The organism is Polaribacter butkevichii (assembly GCF_038024105.1).
Classification (GTDB): domain Bacteria; phylum Bacteroidota; class Bacteroidia; order Flavobacteriales; family Flavobacteriaceae; genus Polaribacter; species Polaribacter butkevichii.
Window position 1 is genome coordinate 956,638 of record NZ_CP150661.1, and the last position, 17,524, is coordinate 974,161.

Here is a 17,524-nt window from a genome sequence, read left to right on the forward strand (position 1 = left end):
TATTTTGTTTTTTTATCTCTTTTTAAAAAAAAACGTGTATTATTTTTTCAAATATGCTCGTTTCTATAGGTTGATATAAAATTGTTTTATTATATGATTAAACGAACACCACCCAACTCTTCTATTTTATAAGGAAAACGATCTCCAGGAGAACCTATAAACATAAAATTAATAGGGATATTCCATCTTTCTGATAAATTTTTAATTAATTTTGGAGTAAATTGACCTTCTTCAATAATAAAATCAATAGCAATTTCTGGATATTCTCTATCCAAAAAATCAACTTCTTTCTTAAGAGTTTTTGGTAATTTATTATCTGCATTAGACACAAACACCAATTTTAATTTTTTGGTATGCTCATTTTTAGAAATATACATCATTACCTGATTTAGGTTTGCAAGATTATCTCCTTTCGTAAAGAACACAAACTCTTGAGAATTGATTTTATCTATAATTGAAAGTAACTTTTTATCTGTATTTAGCACTGCTTTTCTAAAAGGATCGAATACAGAATGTATTATTTTTAGTAGCACTTTTAGCAACAAAGTTCTATTTAACATTATGCTGATAAAAATAATAGAAGGTATAAAATACTCTAGAAAAACAGATACATTACTAGGCAAACCTTCTTTGGGTTCCATACTTACATTACCTATAAGAGCAAAAACAACAGCACTAATAGCTACTAGTATGGCAAACCAACTTGCTTTTTCTGGACGCGGTAAACTTGCTCTTTTTACTTTTAATAAAATATTACCAATTCCAAAAAGTGCCATTACAGAAAGAAAAGAAATGGTGTACACACCTGCTAACAATTTTACGTTTCCGTTGGTAATTAATAATACCGATATTGTTAAAAGTAAAAAAACAATCGTAATACGATAAGAGCTTCCTTTTTTATTTTTCTTTAAAAAATATTGTGGTAAAATTCTATCTAATGCCATACGTTCTAGCAAACCAGATACCCCCACAAAACTTGTTAATACAGCTCCACTTAATACTAAAAATGCATCAATAGCTATTAAAATAGCCAACCAGTTGCCACCAACATGAGAAGCCATTTCAATTAATAATGTATTTTGATAAGCATCACTTTGTAACAAAGGCATTGCAAATAACGCCAAAGCAAAAAGGGCTGCTAAAGGATTGATTACACTAACTACAATCCACATATTTTTTAAGGTCTTCGGAAAAACACCTTTTTGTTGATCTTCTACAAAATTGGCTGAACTTTCAAAACCAGAAACACCCAACATAGAGGCTGCAAATCCTAAAAAAATAGCATTTATAATACTTCCACCCGTAGTTGGTAAATGCCAATTTTCTATAAATATACCTATCCCACTATGCAACAGAAAGTAAATAATAAAAATACTTAATAACGCAAAAGAAGCCAAATGAAAAAGAAAAATTCCGATAGCTACTTTAGCAGATTCAGAAACACCACCTATGGTTAAAACACCAAAAAAAGTTAGTAATAAAATAGTAGCTATAATTACTGGAATACCAGGAATTAAATGGTGCAAATAATGTATGGCTTCATTGGCAGAAATAACTGCTGTAGCCATATAAGACAACAAGGTTAATGTTGCGGCAAAAGAAGCCATAGACTTACTTGTTGTATTTAATAAGGCATTGTAGGCACCACCATTTAAAGGCAAGGCTCCAACCACTTCTCCATAAATTTTCCTAAAAAGAAAAAGAACCAGAGATACAATTAATAATGTTACCCAAGCATATTGCCCCGCAAAAGCGATGGCCAAAGCAGATACATATAAAACAGATGAGCTTATATCATTACCACAAATGGCAGTAGAAGCTAAAACAGATAATTTTTCATGTTTTTTCATTAGTAACCTTCTTAATCTTTTACAATTGTAACTGTATTAGAGATTAAATTTAGTTCATTCTTTTTGAAACTCGTATCAAAATTAAACCTTAATTAAAATCGTTTTAATGATAAATCTCAGTAAAAAAATAAATAAAGCCAAAAGAAAGTACAAAGTTATCTTTTTAAAAGACAGAAAAAAACTAGATGTTCATCATAAATAAAGATTTATCAGTCTAACAATTATAAAATAGAACTTTCACTATTTATCAAAAAAATGTACCAATTTTTATGTAATTTTGATTCTTAAAGTCATTGTTACTTAAGTATAAAAAGAAATATTGAAGTCTTACATTAAAATGTATAGACTTCTTTTAATTAAAAAACGACAAACACCTAAAAATAAGTTATTTGCTACATTTTATAGACGTCATATTGCCCATTCCTATCCAGAAAACATTTACGTATTCTATTACTGAAGACGAGGCTATTTTTTTACAAAAAGGAATGCGTGTTGCTGTTTCTTTTGGAAAATCGAAGATGTATTCTGCATTGGTTTTAAACATTCATCAGACCAAACCAACGTTATATGAAGCTAAAGAAATTCATCAGATTTTAGATGAAGTTCCGTTGGTTAATGAATTGCAATTACAACATTGGCAATGGATTGCAAACTATTATATGTGTTCTTTAGGTGATGTATATAGGGCTGCGCTACCTTCTGCTTTTTTATTAGAAAGCGAAACTATTATCAATAAAAATGAAGCTTTTACAGAAGAGGATATTTTAGCAGATGATGAATTTTTAATTTTTGAGGCTTTGCAACATCAATCTCAATTAACCATTCATCAGGTTGCAGCCATTTTAGGTAAGAAAAAAGTAATGCCTATTGTTAATTCGTTGATAAAAAAAACAGCGATTACCATTAAAGAAGAAATTTACGAACAGTACAAACCTAAGTTGGTAAAATATGTTCGTTTACATTCTAATTATTCCTCGGATGATTCATTAGGAAACCTATTAGAAGAATTATCTAGAGCAAAAAAACAACGAGAAGCTGTTTTAGGCTTTTTTCAATTATCAGCTTCTAAAAAACCTATAAAAGCAAAAGAATTAGAAGAAAAAGCAAACGTATCATCTAGTATTATAAAATCTTTAGTTGATAAAAATATCTTTGAGTTTTACCATATTCAAACAGATAGAATTCAGTTTAAAGGAGATACAAACGATTTAAAAAAGCTAAATGAATTTCAAGAAAAAGCACTTTCTGAAATTAAAGAAACCTTTACAGAAAAAGACGTAACGCTTTTACACGGAATTACAAGTTCTGGTAAAACAGAGGTTTATACAAAGTTAATTCAAGAAGTTTTAGACCAAGGAAAACAAGTTTTATTCTTGTTGCCAGAAATTGCATTAACCACGCAAATAATTACGCGTTTACAGTTTTATTTTGGAGAACAAATTTCTGTTTTTCATTCTAAGTATTCTATGAATGAACGTGTAGAAGTTTGGAACAATGTTTTAGAGAACAAACCTAAAGCACGCATTATTTTAGGTGCACGTTCATCTATCTTTTTACCTTTTTCTAACCTAGGTTTAATTGTTGTTGATGAAGAGCACGAAACGTCTTACAAACAGTTTGAACCATCACCAAGATACAATGCTAGAGATGCTGCTATTGTTTTAGCTAAAATTCACGCAGCTAAAATATTATTGGGTTCTGCTACTCCATCTTTAGAAAGCTACTTTAATGCGCAACAAAAAAAATACGGATTTGTTGCCTTAAATAGACGACACGGAAATGTGCAATTACCAAAGATTGAATTGATTAACGTTAAAGAGAAGCAACGAAAAAAAGAAATAAAAGGTCATTTTTCTGATCGTTTGCTAAAATTGATTCAAGAGGCTTTAGATTTAAAAGAGCAAGTAATTTTGTTTCAAAACAGACGTGGATTTTCGCCTGTTGTAGAGTGTAAAACTTGTGGTGTTTCTCCTCAGTGCCCAAATTGTGATGTGAGTTTAACCTATCATAAATTTAGAAACGAATTACGTTGTCATTATTGTAATTATCAACGCTCAATGCCTAATAGTTGTGGAGCTTGCGGAAGTAATACTTTAGATAATAAAGGTTTTGGTACAGAACAAATTGAATTAGAATTAACCCAACTTTTTCCTGATCATAAAATAGGAAGAATGGATTTAGATACCACTCGTGGTAAATATGGGTATCAAAAAATAATTGGTGCTTTTGAAGCCCGAGAAATAGATGTTTTAGTGGGTACGCAAATGCTTTCTAAAGGGTTAGATTTTGACAATGTTACTTTAGTGGGGATTTTAAATGCAGATTCTATGCTAAACTTTCCAGATTTTAGAGCGCATGAACGTGCCTACGATATGATGGTACAAGTTTCTGGTAGAGCTGGTAGAAGTAAAAAACAAGGAAATGTAGCCATACAAACCTACAATCCGTTTCATCAAATATTGCAACAAGTTTCTACAACCAATTATGCAGAAATGTATAAAGAACAATTACAAGAACGTTGGCAATATAAATATCCTCCTTATTACAGGTTGATAAAAATTACGTTAAAACATAAAGATTATAATAAAGTTGATACTGGTGTAAATTGGTTGTTTAAAGCCTTATATAGTTCTTTTGGAGAACATGTTTTAGGCCCAACTGCTCCGGCTGTTTCTAGAATTAGAAATCAATATATTAAAAATATTGTTATTAAAATTCCGCCAAAACAGAGTTTAGCAAGTACAAAAAAACAGCTAAAAAAGATAAAAGATACTTTTGAAGCTGTTAAAGATTTTAGACCCATCCGTTTTATAACAGATGTGGATGCGTATTAAATAGTTGGCAGTATTTAGTGGGCAGTGTTCAGTGGGCAGTGTTCAGTATCAGTTTACAGTAACGGTACTCAGTTCCCCCGTGCAATTATAAACTATTAATAGATACTATAATGTTTAGTCTCTTTACTAGCTATCGCGAGCGTCCCGCTCGTGAAGACAAACATACTACCATACTGTTTTCATTTTAAAACTCATTACTCGTAATCGCACTTATGAGTTACTATCACAGCTCAATTGGTAGCAGTTTTTTAATAAAAAACTAACTACCTACTGCAACTGTAAACTGAAAACTATAATTTTTTAATAATTTCTATATTGTTTGGTTTCTTCAAAAACGTGTTCTAGTATCTTTTGATCCATTTCATCAAAAACAATATCTCTACGTTTCATAACAACCTCAGCAACTTCAAAAACTTTGTTGGTTTTGTATTCTGTAAATCCAGATGCGCCTCCCCAACTAAAAGAAGGTACAAAGTTTCTTGGAAAACCGCTTCCAAAAATATTAGCACTAACGCCAACTACGGTTCCTGTATTAAACATGGTGTTTATTCCGCATTTAGAATGATCTCCCATCATTAAACCACAAAACTGTAAACCCGTTTTAGCAAAACGACCAGTTTGATAGTCCCATAATTTTACTTCTGCGTAATTATTTTTTAAATTAGAATTGTTGGTATCTGCACCTAAATTACACCATTCTCCTAAAACAGAATTACCTAAATATCCATCATGTCCTTTGCTAGAATAGCCAAATAAAACAGAATTACCTACTTCTCCTCCTACTTTACAATAAGGACCTAAAGTGGTTCCTCCATATATTTTTGCTCCCATTTTTAGTACTGCATGTTCTCCCATTGCAAAAGGACCTTTTACAGCACTGTTTTCTAAAATTACTGCATCTTTACCAATGTAAATAGGTCCTTCAGAAGCATTTAAGGTTGCAAAAGTAATTTCTGCGCCTTCTTCTATAAAAATATTTTCGGCATTAATACATCTTGTTCCTTCTGGTATTGGTTCCGATTCTCTTCCTTCTGTAATTAAATCGAAATCTTGTTGAATCGCTTCTGCGTTTAAAGAAAAAATATCCCAAGTGTTTTTTACCTGTAAAACTTCCTCTTCAAATTCTATTTGTGTGTATTCATCAAAATTTACTTCTTCTTGAGAATCTGTAGTGTAAAAAGCAATAACATCTTCTCCTTTAAAAATAGCTTCGTTTTTTGATAATTCTTTGATTTTATCAACCAAACTCTCCGTCGGACAAAAAGAAGCGTTTATCAAAATATTTTCTTCCATTTCTACCATCGGATATTTTTCTTCTAAATATTCTTCTGTAACAGTGGTTGTGGTTAAGCCTAAGTGTTTTTCCCATTTTTCTCTAATGGTTAAAATTCCTATTCTAATATCTGCAACGGGTCTTGTGTATGTAAATGGTAATAGCGCGTTTCTAACATCGCCATCAAATAGAATATAATTCATTTTTTCTTTTTTTAAAGTACTACAAATTTACTTTAAAATAGGCATACAAAAAACCAATTCTAATAATTTGCCTCAGGTTTTATCAATTTAAAAATAATTAATAATACTTCATTTATATTTTACTTGATAGTCATAATTTTAAGCTAAAAAAAATAAATTATACCTAATAAAAAACAATTTTTAATATCAAATCTTTAATAATAAGCAAAAAGTACTGTTTTTTATTTAATAGCGTAAATAAAATTATAATTTCGCGTCTAAATTAATAGTATTATTTTACCAATTAAATTAAGTATATGACTAAAAAGTTTAAATTTATAGAAGAATCACAAGTAAAAATAATGGAGTTAATGAAACCCTCTAACTCTAATTTTAGTGGTAAAATTCATGGAGGTTATATTTTAAATTTAATGGATCAAATTGCATTTGCCTGTGCTTCTAAACATTCTGGAAATTACTGTGTAACTGCTTCTGTTAATAAAGTAGATTTTTTAAACCCTATAGAAGTTGGAGAGTTGGTAACCATGAAAGCTTCTATTAATTTTACAGGTAGAACTTCTATGGTTGTTGGGTTGCGTGTAGATTCTGAAAACATTAGAACCGGAAAAACAAAACATTGTAACTCTTCTTATTTTACAATGGTTGCAAAAGATGACGAGGGTAAAAGTACTCCTGTACCCGGAATTGTATTAACAACCAAAGACGAAGTTAGACGTTTTGCTAGAAGTATTACTAGACAAAATGAAGGAAGACACAGAACATCTCGCTTTAGCAGCAACGTTTTTGAAATAAATGATTATATCCATTTATTAGAAGAAAGCAATTCTAAAATTGACTTAAAATAGCAATTATCAAAATTTATAAAATTAAAAAAACCGAGTAAAATTAATTTACTCGGTTTTTTTATTAAAATATATTTTAAGTTTTATAATGCAATTACAACAGTATAAAAATTGATAATCTTACTCTACACCAATCTGATTAATTATAGTTGTTGATGGATTTCCTTGTTCTTTAATATCATAATAAATAAATACCGTTGCAACAGTTGTTACGGTGTACAAAATAAATTTTATGAAGTATGAAAAAACCATTAACGCAATATAAATAGGATCTTTAAAAATATTTAATACCTCTACAGCATCTTCATTTTTAAGACCAAACCCCGTATTTATCAATTGATAAAAAGTGGCTGGCAAGTCTGCTAAAAAACCAATAAGCCCAATTATTAATTGAACAACAATTAATACTCCAAAAGTTTCCCACCAATGTCCTTTTATAAAGTTAAAAGAGTCGGTTATAGATTCTGTAACGCTTTTATTCTGAAAAATAAGAAAACAGATAGATACCGATAAAACAACCCCTAAATATATTGCTGGAAAAAAACAAAATAAAGCCCCAACAAATAAAATGATTCCATTTAAAAAAAATAAACCTACGTAGGCTCCAAATTTATCTTTAGCTAAAATGTTTACTTGCTCTAAATTTACAACTCCTTTATTGTCTATATAAGATTTTATATAAGACAAAGCATTTACCGTAACCAAGGCATAAGCAACCAAATAAGTACCTATAAAAATAAATATCGGAATGATTAGTTCTGCAAAATTTAAATCAAATGCACTATCAAAATCGGTTGTTTTTGCCATCTCTCCAAAGACAGCTGTAGAAGACATTACATAATAAATTACTGCCCCTACAGCTATCAATATCGGAATAATTGCTGCTTTAAGAATGGTTCCAAAAAAAGATTTCCATTCTGTACTCAAAAATTTAAAAGTATCTGAGATGATAGATCCTAAGTCCCTTTTTTTCTTAAATTCAATAAAATTTTGATTTTGCATTCCTATCAGATGTTTAAATAGATTATAATACTAATTACCTTCTACTATAGTTAGGTGATTCTTTAGTAATTACAACATCATGAGGATGACTTTCGTTAATTCCGCTTGCGGTAATTCTTACAAATCGTCCTGTTTCTTTTAAGGTTTCTACATCTTTAGCACCACAATATCCCATACCTGCACGTAAACCTCCAATAAATTGGTGAATACTTTCTGCTAATTCTCCTTTATAAGGAACACGACCTACAATACCTTCTGGAACTAATTTTTTAATATCATCTTCTATATCTTGAAAGTATCTATCTTTAGAACCCTGTTTCATAGCTTCTACAGATCCCATACCTCTATAAGATTTAAATTTTCTTCCTTCGTAAATAATTGTTTCCCCTGGAGATTCTTTTGTTCCGGCCAATAAAGAACCTAACATTACAGAATCTGCACCAGCAGCAATTGCTTTAGGAATATCTCCTGTATAACGAATTCCACCGTCTGCAATAACAGGCACTCCACTACCTTTAATAGCTGCGGCAACTTCTAAAACTGCAGAAAATTGAGGAAAACCAACTCCGGCAACAATTCTTGTTGTACAAATAGAACCTGGACCAATACCAACTTTTACAGCATCTGCACCTGCTTCTACTAAATATTTAGCAGCTTCACCAGTTGCTATATTACCAACAACTACATCTAAATTAGGAAACTTTGCTTTTACTGCTTTTAAAACCATAACCACACCTTTAGTATGACCATGGGCAGTATCTATAATTACAGCATCTACACCTGCATTTACTAAAGCTTCTGCTCTATCTACTGCATCACCAGTAACACCTAAGGCAGCTGCAACTCTTAATCTACCAAAAGAATCTTTGTTAGCAATTGGCTTTTGAGTTACTTTGGTAATATCTCTAAACGTTATTAATCCTTTTAATTTGTAATCTTCATCAACAATTAAAAGTTTTTCTATTTTATAATTCTGAAGAATTTTTTCTGCATCTTCTAAAGAAGTTCCTACAGAAGCAGTTACTAGATTCTCGCTAGTCATTACCTCTACAATTGGTCTTTGTCCATTATGCTCAAAACGTAAATCTCTATTGGTAACAATACCTTTTAAAATACCATCGTTATCTATAATAGGAATTCCGCCAATACCATGTTCTTTCATATTTGCTTTCGCTTCAGAAACAACAGCCGTTAAAGGCAAAGTTACCGGATCTAAAATCATTCCGCTTTCTGCACGTTTTACTTTTCTAACTTCTTTCGCTTGTTGCTCAATAGTCATATTTTTATGTAAAACACCAATACCACCTTCTCTTGCAATAGCAATTGCTAAAGCAGATTCTGTAACGGTATCCATAGCAGCAGATGCAATTGGAACGTTGATTGTAATGTTTCTAGTAAATTTTGTTTGAATACTTACTTCTCTTGGAAGTACTTCTGAAAAGGCTGGGACTAAAAGAACGTCGTCGTATGTTAATCCTTCTCCTAAAATTTTGTTGTCGTGTGCTGTCATGTTGCAATTAAGATATAATTGCGTGCAAATTTACAATTAATATATGAATTTTATACTATAGAGAACCTAGTATCTATAATGATAACAATTAGTTTACATTTATTTTTTTTTATATCCTCTAAATAAAATATAATTTCACAAAAAAAATCAATATTTTAATTATTAGTGCATTCACTTTTTCTAATTTAATATCAAGAAAAAAATACCTGCTTAAGTTTTAAAACTTAATTAGTTTTCTTTAAAGCTTGTTTTAAAATAATAAAGATTGAAGCTGTATAAGTTGCTGTCATAAAGAAACCAGATACCATAATTACATACTTCATAAAGTGTAAATCTTTCCACAATAAGTATATACCACCAAATGTAAGAACGAGAGAAAAGAAAGGTTCTATCATTAAAAATAGTTTCAATTTTTGAGGAATATCTGTTGTAGCTAAAAGTAATGAAACCATAAAGAAGATTACAGACAGTGATAAAATATGACTATGAACTGTTGTCATAATTTCACCTTCCGATTTCTTAAATAACATTTTAGTAGCATTCTCATCCTCTTCATTTCCTAAATAACGTTGCTCAATACCAGTAGGATTGGCATTTGTAGTAGACTTTACAAACGAAATTCCGCTATAAAAGCCAATACTTAAAGTGCAAATAAAAGCAACTATAAGTAACTTTATTTCTTTTGGAAATTGATAAATAAGTCCTTTTAAAACCATTATAATATTTTATTGTCATGTAAAATATCCAAATCTAATAAAAATGAATTTACTGCTTTGGTCATAGAAAGTGCAGAAATTGTGGCACCAGAAATTGGAATAATATCTTTTTCGTATTGTAATTTATCTGAAAAAGTTTTCCCTATAAATTGTTTTAACCAACGTTTACTTCCTATTTCTCCTCCATAATCTTCTCTATACACCAACACTTTGGTTTTGGCAATAATCAGGTTTTTGTCTAATAAAATAAGATAATCAAATTGGTCTGTTTTACTTGCTGCAGTATCTACAAACGCATAACCCACTAACTGCGAGTCACTTTCTATCTTAAAAAGATGATCACCTCCTATTTTTTTTGGTAATAGCGCATTAATCGAATCATCAATTTTTATCAACTTCAATTCAAAATTAGTTATTTCAAAAACGCTCTTTACTTCCTTATTCACTTTTTTTAAAAGGTTGTTAGGTAAAGTAAAAGAAACCAATAGAAAGCTTACACTAATTATTGATATCGAAAAAAATCTTTTTAAAATCATGCTGCAAAAATAATTAGAATTAATCTAAATAAAAAGAAAAGCCAATTCAAATTAAAAATTTAAACTGACTTAACTACATTTAATAAAAAATATTTATTAGAACCAAACCCCTATTCCAAAGTTTAATTGGTTTACAGAAGCACTACCAGCTACTGCATTATTTTTAAATTGATAGTCTCCTTTAACAACTGCACCAGGAGCAATTTTATAGCTTAAACCTAGCGTCCATTCTTGTCTATCATAACTTAGGTCTTTTACCAAATTACCTGCTACCGAGGCATGGGTATTAAAATCTTCATACCTAACAAAACCAAATAATTGTTGTCTTTTATTTTGTGGTAATAAATTATAAGCCGCTTCTAAATAATATCCTTGTAAGGCACTTCCTAAATTTGCACCTGTAGCAGTATTATATGCTTCTGTATCAGATAAACTTCCATGAATAAACTGACCTCTTGCAGTAAAACGTTGGTATGCATAACGTGCATCTAAACCAATCATAGCAAGACCTACATCTGCTCCATCAATATCTTCTACATCTGCAGGAGATTGAGTTCTACCAAAATAACCAGACAATCCTAAACGTAAACCAGGTAAGCCATAATAGTCTAATTTTCCAGAGAAATTAACATTGTTCATGGTAGATTTTGCACCTTTTTGTCTTCCTCCTCTTAAACCATTGCTTCCACCAATTTTTCCGCCAGTAATGTTTCCATTTCCATCAGAAGTTGTAGAAGAAAAGCCATTAAAAATATAGGCTTGGTAACGCAATGAAGCTTCGTTATATCTACCAGAAACTCCTAAACCTAATTCTCTCCAAGTGGTTGGTATAATAGCTCCATCTATACTTGGTCTTTCTACACCATTAAAAGTTGTTGGTTCATGATATTCATTAATAATTCCCATTGGCACTAACATTAAACCTGCTCTTAGGTTTACATTATCACTAACTGAGTATTGTAAAAAGGCTTGCTCTACATACACTTCATTAACGTGTTCGAACTCTACCTCTGTAATAAATTGTGTTCTATCATCAAATTTATAACCAAATAATAAAACCAAACGTTGTACGTCTAATTCTGCATTATTATTCTCTTTTCTATTGTAAGTCAATTCTCCATAACCTCCTACAGTAACACCTTTTGTGTTAATATTACCATTTAAAATACGTTGTGCTGTATTTACCTGATTATTAGGATTATTAATTGAATCTTTTTGTGTGTTTTGTGCCGAAAAACTAAAAGTGGTAGCTACAGCAATAGCAAAAGTTAAAAATACTTTCATTTTATTTAGATTAATTACAAATAATTTTCCGCAAATATAAAATTGATTTTCACATTAACAAACATTATTTAGATTTAATTAAAATAAAATAACAATTAACTCATCAAGAAGAAACTAGATGGTTTTTAAATAAGAAATAACAGCTTTTCTAATATCAAAATTTAGTTCTTCTGATTTAGGTGAATAAATAGATAACACTTCTTTGTTTTCTTTGGATAAAAAAGGAATATCAAATCCTTTTAATAAATAATCAGAAAAGGCAACCGTATAGGTTTTATTAATGTCTAACTCTTGGTTTTTAATCATCCACTTATCACCTACTTTTTCGGCATTAAAGCGTTGTAAATAAGCACCTGTTCCTACAGCTAGACTTCCATAATCTAACACTCTTTTTAATAAACGCCCTTTAATTTTCACTTTTAAAATTGCACCTCCGTACGGCAACACTCTAAAAATATCTACTGCGGTAATATGACCGCTTAGTTGATCATCTATTCTTATAGAACCGCCATTAACCAACGCACAATCTACCTCATCATTAAAACCAAAAGACATTGCCTTGGTAATAAGTTGCCCTAAATTTGTTTGGGTACTTCTAATTGGTGTATCTCTACCGTCTAAAGGTGTTTTGGCTTCAAAAATAACTTCTTCTGGGTTTTTTATAATTTCTGTTATTTTTGAAGTTAAGATGGTTTGCCATTTGCTAACGATCTTAGCTACTTTTTCATCTGATTTTATCGTTGCATTAATTTCTTTTAATTCAGATTTTACAATCGTTTTCTTTGTTTTCTTATCATAAGTAATTCTATGTACATATACGGTTTTTGCATTGGCATCTGCTTTTGCAATAACTACATCTCCTACCATATCATAAGAATTGGTATGCTCGTGACCGCCCATAATTAAAGGTAGATTTGGCAACAATTTTGCAATTCTTTTATCATTTGCTATTTTAACGTGTGTTAATCCAAAAACAACATCTACAGAATCTTTAATAGCTGCATAAGAACTTCTTGCTTTTACAAACATATTACCATATTCTACAAACTCTTTTGGGTTAGACGGAATACAAACACTTATAAAACCTACTTTTATTTTTGTTCCATCAGCATCAGAAAATTCTTTGATAAATGTTTCTCCTACATGTTCTTTATGACCATTTACTTCTTTGTAAAAAGGAATTGCTGCTTCTTTTGTTTTTTGTTTTACGTTGGCAGAAATCCAAGGAAAATTACTTTCATTTAATCTTTTCTGAAGGTCTTGTTGAGAAACATCAAACTCATGATTACCAAACGCTACCAAATCGAAATTCATAGCATTCATTACTTCTACCATTTGTCTTCCTCGTACTCTTTCTCCTGCTACTTTTATGGTTCCTAATAAAGACGGATTTAAAAAATCTCCTGCCATAAAAAGCATCGTATTTGGGTTTTCTTGCAGTAATTCTTTGTGTACGGTTTCTACTCTTGCCATTCCTCCATATTCTCCTCCTTGTATCGGCGCAATCTCATACACATCATTTAACTGTAAAAATGTAAAGTCTATTTTCTGATCATCTTTAGAACAAGATGCTAAAAATAAGATTGATAAAAAGTATAGAATTGATTTTGTGAATTTCATTTTAATTCAATTATAATTTAGTAAAAATAACCTTTCAACTGCGCTCAAGGTAACATTTTACAATTTGACAAAACATTGAGACTTTATTTTAACTTTGTTATTTTAAGATAAAATCTAGTACTTCTAAATAAATGTCTCTAAGGCCTTATTGTAAGCACTTTCAAAACTCATTGGTTTTATATTGGTATCTGCTTTTTGAGCAGTAAAATAACTTAGTAGTTTTTCTGTTGGCATATTACCCGTTAATTCGTCTTTTGCCATTGGGCAACCTCCGTAACCTTTAATTGCCCCATCAAAACGCAAACAACCAGCTTTGTATGCTGCATCTACTTTTTCATGCCATTTATCTGGATTGGTATGTAAATGAGCTCCAAATTCTATAGTTGGGTATGCTGAAATTAAATTTTTAAATAAATAATCTATAACTTCTGGGGTAGAACTACCTACAGTATCTGAAAGCGACAATGTTTTTACGCCCATTTTAGAAAGTTTCTCTGTCCACTCACCTACTATTTCCACATTCCAAGGATCTCCATATGGGTTTCCAAACCCCATCGATAAATACGCAACTACTTCTTTATTGGTTATATCGGCAATATTTAAAATTGCATCTAAGGTTTCTATAGATTCTTGTATCGTTTTGTGTGTATTACGCATTTGAAAGTTTTCTGATATTGAAAAAGGATATCCTAAATAATCAATTTCTTCAAACTGAGAAGCGTCATTTGCACCTCTAATATTGGCAATAATGGCTAACAATTTACTTTGCGTTCTAGACAAATCTAATTTTGATAAAACAGCTGCAGTATCTCGCATTTGCGGAATTGCTTTTGGAGAGACAAAACTGCCAAAATCAATAGTATCAAAACCCACTTTTAATAAGGAGTTTATATACAATGCTTTTTTCTCTGTAGAAATAAAATGAGATTTTATTCCTTGCATTGCGTCACGAGGACATTCTATGATTTTTACTTTTTTCATCAGAATCAAAGATAGAGATTCTAATGAACTGGCAAAATATTTTTTATTGATTATTGTCTCCTTTTTGGTACTTTCGTTTTCTTCTATGAGCAAATCAAAATACATACTTCCAATAATCATTATTTCTCAGTTTTGTTGCACCTCTTTATGGTTTGCAAGCAACGGAGTAATGACTGATATAGTTACAAGTTTTAATTTAAGTGATATTGCATTAGGCTATTTAACTTCTGCAGTACAATTTGGCTTTATTATGGGGACTTTGGTATTTGCCTTATTTACCGTCGCAGACCGTTTTTCGCCATCTAAAGTGTTTTTTTTCTGTGCTATTTTGGGGGCTTTTTTCAATTTGAGACTTATTTTTGAAAATCAAACTTTTCTTACTTTAATAGGTATGCGTTTTTTAACAGGTTTTTTCTTGGCAGGAATTTACCCTGTTGGGATGAAAATTGCCACAGATTATTATCAAAAAGGATTGGGTAAATCTTTAGGGTTTTTAGTGGGTGCCTTGGTTTTAGGTACTGCTTTACCGCATTTATTAAAAGATTTAATGCACGACTATTCTTGGAAAACAATTATAATTTCTATCTCTACTTTAGCCGCTTTTGGCGGATTACTAATGTTGCTTTTTGTACCTAATGGTCCCTATAGAACTGCTGGAAAAAAACTAGATATTACCATTTGTTTTTCAATATTTAAAAATATAAATTTTAGAAAAGCTGCTTTTGGTTATTTCGGTCACATGTGGGAGTTATATACCTTTTGGACCTTTGTACCTATTCTCTTAAAAGTCTATGCCAATTTACATGCTGATACGCATTTTAATATTCCTTTATTATCGTTTTTTATTATTGCAATAGGCAGTTTATCTTGTGTAATAGCAGGTTATTTATCTGAAAAATATGGACCTAAAAACATTGCTTACTTGGCTTTGTTTTTCTCTTGTGCTTGTTGTCTTGTTGCTCCGTTGATGTTTCAGCTAACAAATGAAAATCTATTTGTAGGATTTTTACTTTTTTGGGGAATGGTTGTTATTGCAGATTCGCCATTATTCTCTACGCTAGTGGCTCAAAATGTAGAGGCAAAAAACAAAGGAACAGCACTAACCATAGTAAACTGTATTGGTTTTTCAATTACTATTGTTAGTATTCAATTGATAAGCAGCTATACAGAAACTTCGGATTCTAACCTTATTTATCTGCTATTAGCAATTGGGCCTATTTTAGGTTTACTTACTTTTTCTAGAAAAAAAGTTGTTTCGTAATATTTACATGAGGTTTGTCTTTTCTACCAAAGGGAGAAATCACATAAGGTTGATCAACTTGGTGTTATCACTGTTATGAGATTTCTCCTAACGTCGAAATGACAAGTAATACTTTAGGCTTTTATCAATACTCAAAGTGGTACAACTTCTAATGAGGGTAATCGTAAAAATGTCTTGCTCAAAAGGATTAAAAATAAAAAACCAACATGTAGTTTTATCTTTTCAATCAAAAAGAAAAATCACACAAAGCTGACACATTTAATGTGATCATCCTTATGTGATTTCTCCTAAAGTCTAAATAACAAATAATATTCTAAACCTTAGTCAGGACCCAAAGTTGTGCTTCTTCTAAAGCAGTTACTTTTTTATTTCTTTTAGATTTATCAACCGGAGGTTTAATCGTTTTCTTTAAACACTTTTCTAGTTTAAAACGAATTCCTTTTGCCAATTCTTTTTCTATCGGATTCTCTTTTGTAAGATTTTTAATTTCTGCAGCATTAGAAAATAAAACAACTAACTTTCCTCCTTCAGCCAATTTATTACTTGCATCAGCAAAAAATTTAGGAAACAAGTTTTTGTTATAATAAACAGCTTCGTCTATATTTTCTTCATTAGAAATTGCTGGCAACCATGGCGGATTAAAAACAATTAATTCGGTTTCTTTTTCTATGGTTGCAAAAAGGTTTCCGTAATTTAATTCAATTTTACGAGACAACTTAGTATCACCCATAAATTCTTTTAAACCTAAAATAGCATTCGGGTTTGTATCTGTACCAAAAACTTTCTGAAAACCATGTTGTACCATCTGAAAAGACAATACTCCACTACCAATACCAACATCTATGGCAGATTTCTTAGGTCCTTCGTAACGTTTTAACCAATTATCAAACAAGGTTAAATAATCGAAACGAGTAGGAAAATACACACCATAATAAGGATGTACTTTGTTTCTTAAAACAGGCACTTTAACCCCCTTATGAAACTTTTGCCATGCACTATTTAGTCTTTGTACTTCTGGAAACGTTAATAAAAAATCATTTTTACCGGTATACAATGTATGCAACCAACCAATTTTAGGAGCCTTATCTACCGCTACTTCTTGATTGGTGATTTTTAATAAAATTAAATTAGATAGTCTATGATACTCTGCTCTAAAAGCATGTTGTTCTTTTAAGGTTTTATTAGGCAAACGAATTTTTAAATGTTTCTGTAACTCTTTTAAAAGTAACATTCCGTTGCTATAAAATTCAGTAATTAAAACCGATTTACCATCTCTCATCGCATACAAGGTTTCTCTTACATCTGTATGGCTATCAAATTTTAATAGCTCTTCACCTGGGCGAATTGGTGTTGGTTTGTTTATTTTTAATTTGGCACTCATCCGTATTATCATGTATTAAATAGAATTGCAGACAAATGGTATTTGCAAAACCGTGTTTTAAAAATAGAATTAAAAAAATTTAGTAACCATCTATATTTAATTAGCTACAAACTTATATTTGACAAAGATACTTTTTAAAACCTAGTATACATGCCAATTACAGAAATAGCACAGATTAATACTTATACTTTTTAAATCTCTCAAATTATCAGTATTTCAAATCATTTTTTA

13 protein-coding genes are annotated in these 17,524 nt (G+C 30.6%); 3 read left to right on the plus strand and 10 right to left on the minus strand.

The window, feature by feature from the left end; genetic code table 11:
• Window positions 1-89: 89 nt before the first annotated feature.
• Entirely contained in the window at window positions 90-1,850 is a 1,761-nt protein-coding gene (locus tag WG951_RS03800; RefSeq protein ID WP_105048874.1) for an APC family permease, read from the minus strand.
• Between the two features lie 389 nt (window positions 1,851-2,239).
• Here WG951_RS03800 and priA point away from each other — a divergent pair, with 389 nt between their 5' ends.
• A complete protein-coding gene (gene priA / locus WG951_RS03805; protein ID WP_211296710.1) occupies window positions 2,240-4,684 on the plus strand; it encodes a replication restart helicase PriA in 2,445 nt (814 codons plus the stop codon).
• A gap of 300 nt (window positions 4,685-4,984) precedes the next feature.
• Here priA and WG951_RS03810 read toward each other — a convergent pair whose 3' ends face one another.
• Window positions 4,985-6,160, minus strand: coding sequence for a GlmU family protein (locus WG951_RS03810; protein WP_105048876.1), 1,176 nt, complete (start codon window positions 6,158-6,160; stop codon window positions 4,985-4,987).
• A 296-nt stretch (window positions 6,161-6,456) separates the two neighbouring features.
• Here WG951_RS03810 and WG951_RS03815 point away from each other — a divergent pair, with 296 nt between their 5' ends.
• Window positions 6,457-7,005 (plus strand): acyl-CoA thioesterase, encoded by a 549-nt coding sequence (locus WG951_RS03815; protein ID WP_105048877.1) that lies wholly within the window; start codon window positions 6,457-6,459, stop codon window positions 7,003-7,005.
• 117 nt (window positions 7,006-7,122) lie between these two features.
• Here WG951_RS03815 and WG951_RS03820 read toward each other — a convergent pair whose 3' ends face one another.
• From WG951_RS03820 to WG951_RS03850, 7 genes are all read right to left on the minus strand, one after another.
• The gene (locus WG951_RS03820; RefSeq protein WP_105048878.1) at window positions 7,123-8,004 is read right to left on the minus strand and encodes a hypothetical protein; all 882 of its coding nucleotides are present in this window, start codon (window positions 8,002-8,004) and stop codon (window positions 7,123-7,125) included.
• Window positions 8,005-8,038: 34 nt separating this feature from the next.
• Window positions 8,039-9,514: an IMP dehydrogenase gene (guaB, locus tag WG951_RS03825; protein WP_105048879.1), complete on the minus strand. Its 1,476-nt coding sequence runs from the start codon at window positions 9,512-9,514 to the stop codon at window positions 8,039-8,041.
• A gap of 224 nt (window positions 9,515-9,738) precedes the next feature.
• Window positions 9,739-10,230: a hypothetical protein gene (locus WG951_RS03830; RefSeq protein WP_105048880.1), complete on the minus strand. Its 492-nt coding sequence runs from the start codon at window positions 10,228-10,230 to the stop codon at window positions 9,739-9,741.
• Window positions 10,230-10,676, minus strand: a complete 447-nt coding sequence (locus WG951_RS03835) for an FMN-binding protein (RefSeq protein WP_245893502.1) — start codon at window positions 10,674-10,676, stop codon at window positions 10,230-10,232. Before WG951_RS03835 ends, WG951_RS03830 begins: the two co-directional genes overlap by 1 nt.
• A gap of 186 nt (window positions 10,677-10,862) precedes the next feature.
• On the minus strand, window positions 10,863-12,050 hold the full coding sequence (locus WG951_RS03840; protein WP_105048882.1) for a porin: 1,188 nt from the start codon (window positions 12,048-12,050) through the stop codon (window positions 10,863-10,865).
• 114 nt (window positions 12,051-12,164) lie between these two features.
• Window positions 12,165-13,670 (minus strand): bifunctional metallophosphatase/5'-nucleotidase, encoded by a 1,506-nt coding sequence (locus WG951_RS03845; RefSeq protein ID WP_105048883.1) that lies wholly within the window; start codon window positions 13,668-13,670, stop codon window positions 12,165-12,167.
• Between the two features lie 123 nt (window positions 13,671-13,793).
• Window positions 13,794-14,651, minus strand: a complete 858-nt coding sequence (locus WG951_RS03850; protein WP_170062893.1) for a hydroxymethylglutaryl-CoA lyase — start codon at window positions 14,649-14,651, stop codon at window positions 13,794-13,796.
• A gap of 85 nt (window positions 14,652-14,736) precedes the next feature.
• Here WG951_RS03850 and WG951_RS03855 point away from each other — a divergent pair, with 85 nt between their 5' ends.
• Window positions 14,737-15,912, plus strand: coding sequence for an MFS transporter (locus WG951_RS03855; protein WP_105049382.1), 1,176 nt, complete (start codon window positions 14,737-14,739; stop codon window positions 15,910-15,912).
• 313 nt (window positions 15,913-16,225) lie between these two features.
• Here the strand turns inward: WG951_RS03855 and WG951_RS03860 are convergent, their stop codons facing one another.
• Window positions 16,226-17,293: a methyltransferase gene (locus WG951_RS03860; RefSeq protein ID WP_105048884.1), complete on the minus strand. Its 1,068-nt coding sequence runs from the start codon at window positions 17,291-17,293 to the stop codon at window positions 16,226-16,228.
• Between the last annotated feature and the right edge of the window lie 231 nt (window positions 17,294-17,524).